The following is a 1,934-nucleotide window of genomic DNA, read 5'->3' as shown; positions in this document are numbered from 1 at the left end:
CGGCGGACCGGTGGGGCGGTCAGAAGGCGTCGGAGGGCACGTACGTGCCCCACACCTCGCGCAGGGCGTCGCAGACCTCGCCGACGGTGGCACGGGCGCGCAGCGCGTCCTTCATCGGGTACAGGACGTTGTCCTCGCCGTGGGCGGCCTTCTTCAGGGCCTCCAGCGCCGTGTCCACCGCCGCCTGGTCCCGCTCGGCACGCAGCCGGGCCAGCCGCTCGGCCTGCTGGGCCTCGATCGCCGGGTCGACCCGCAGCGGCTCGTAGGGCTCCTCCTCGTCGAGCTGGAAGCGGTTGACGCCCACCACGACGCGCTCACCGGCGTCGGTCTCCTGGGAGATCCGGTAGGCGCTGCGCTCGATCTCCGCCTTCTGGAAGCCGCGCTCGATGGCGGAGACCGCACCGCCCATCTCCTCGACCTTGTCCATCAGTCCGACGATCAGCTCCTCCAGGTCGTCGGTCATCCGCTCCACGACGTAGGAGCCGGCGAACGGGTCGACGGTGGCCGTCACGTCGGTCTCGTAGGCGAGGACCTGCTGGGTGCGCAGCGCCAGGCGGGCCGACTTGTCGGTGGGCAGGGCGATGGCCTCGTCGAAGGAGTTGGTGTGCAGCGACTGCGTTCCGCCGAGCACCGCCGCCAGGCCCTGGACCGCGACGCGGACCAGGTTGACCTCGGGCTGCTGGGCGGTGAGCTGGACGCCCGCGGTCTGGGTGTGGAAGCGGAGCATCATCGACTTGGGGTTCTTCGCGCCGAACTCCTCGCGCATGACCCGGGCCCAGATGCGGCGGGCGGCACGGAACTTGGCGACCTCTTCGAGGATCGTGGTGCGGGCCACGAAGAAGAACGACAGCCGGGGCGCGAAGTCGTCCACGTCCATGCCGGCGGCGACCGCGGTGCGGACGTACTCGATGCCGTCGGCGAGGGTGAAGGCGATCTCCTGCGCGGGCGAGGCGCCGGCCTCGGCCATGTGGTAGCCGGAGATCGAGATGGTGTTCCACTTCGGGATCTCGGCCTTGCAGTACTTGAAGATGTCCGCGATCAGCCGCAGCGACGGCTTGGGCGGGAAGATGTAGGTCCCGCGGGCGATGTACTCCTTGAGCACGTCGTTCTGGATGGTGCCGGTGAGCTTGTCGGCGCCGACGCCCTGCTCCTCGGCGACCAGTTGGTAGAGCAGGAGCAGCAGGGAGGCGGGGGCGTTGATGGTCATCGACGTGGACACCTTGTCCAGCGGGATGCCGTCGAAGAGGACCCGCATGTCGTCGACGGAGTCGATCGCGACGCCGACCTTGCCGACCTCGCCGTGGGCGATCGGGGCGTCGGAGTCGTGGCCCATCTGGGTGGGCAGGTCGAAGGCGACCGAGAGGCCCATGGTGCCGTTGGCGATGAGCTGCTTGTACCGCTGGTTGGACTCGACGGCGGTACCGAAGCCGGCGTACTGCCGCATGGTCCAGGGGCGGCCCGTGTACATCGACGGGTAGACGCCGCGGGTGAAGGGGTACGAGCCCGGCTCACCGACCTTGCCGGCCGGTTCCCAGCCCTCCAGGGCACCCGGTCCGTAGACCGGCTCGATGGGCAGTCCGGACTCCGACTCGCGTGCCATGGAATGTGCCTCCGCGTCCTTGCTGGTTCACGCCGTTGGGGTCACTCACCGAGACCGGGGAGACCTGCCACGGACTGTAGCGGCGGGCCCGCTGCCGGTGGAGGGTCACGCGCTGGGACCTTGCTCACAACACGCGCCGCACGACACGCGAGAGTGAGCCGTGGTTCAGCCACCGGCCGGTGCGGGGAGCATGACGGCAACAGGCGCATCAGGCCGGGTGCGGCACACGGACGACGGGGGTCGCCGCGATGGGAAGACGGAAGACGACGTGGTGGGCGGCGGCCTCGCTGGCGGTGGCGGCCGCCGTCGCGGGGTGCACGGTGCAGCCGGGCAG

The 1,934-nt window shown here is 70.3% G+C and carries 1 protein-coding gene; it reads right to left on the bottom strand.

The genetic code is table 11. From position 1 onward, the window contains the following. Positions 1 to 19 precede the first annotated feature (19 nt). Positions 20 to 1,600, bottom strand: a complete 1,581-nt coding sequence (locus tag HW445_RS28935) for a methylmalonyl-CoA mutase (RefSeq protein WP_151771655.1) — start codon at positions 1,598 to 1,600, stop codon at positions 20 to 22. Between the last annotated feature and the right edge of the window lie 334 nt (positions 1,601 to 1,934).

The sequence above is a fragment of the Streptomyces sp. UH6 genome, assembly GCF_013421635.1.
Classification (GTDB): domain Bacteria; phylum Actinomycetota; class Actinomycetes; order Streptomycetales; family Streptomycetaceae; genus Streptomyces; species Streptomyces abyssomicinicus.
Note: the sequence above shows the minus strand (reverse complement) of the source record. Positions and strands in the feature narration are given on the sequence as shown.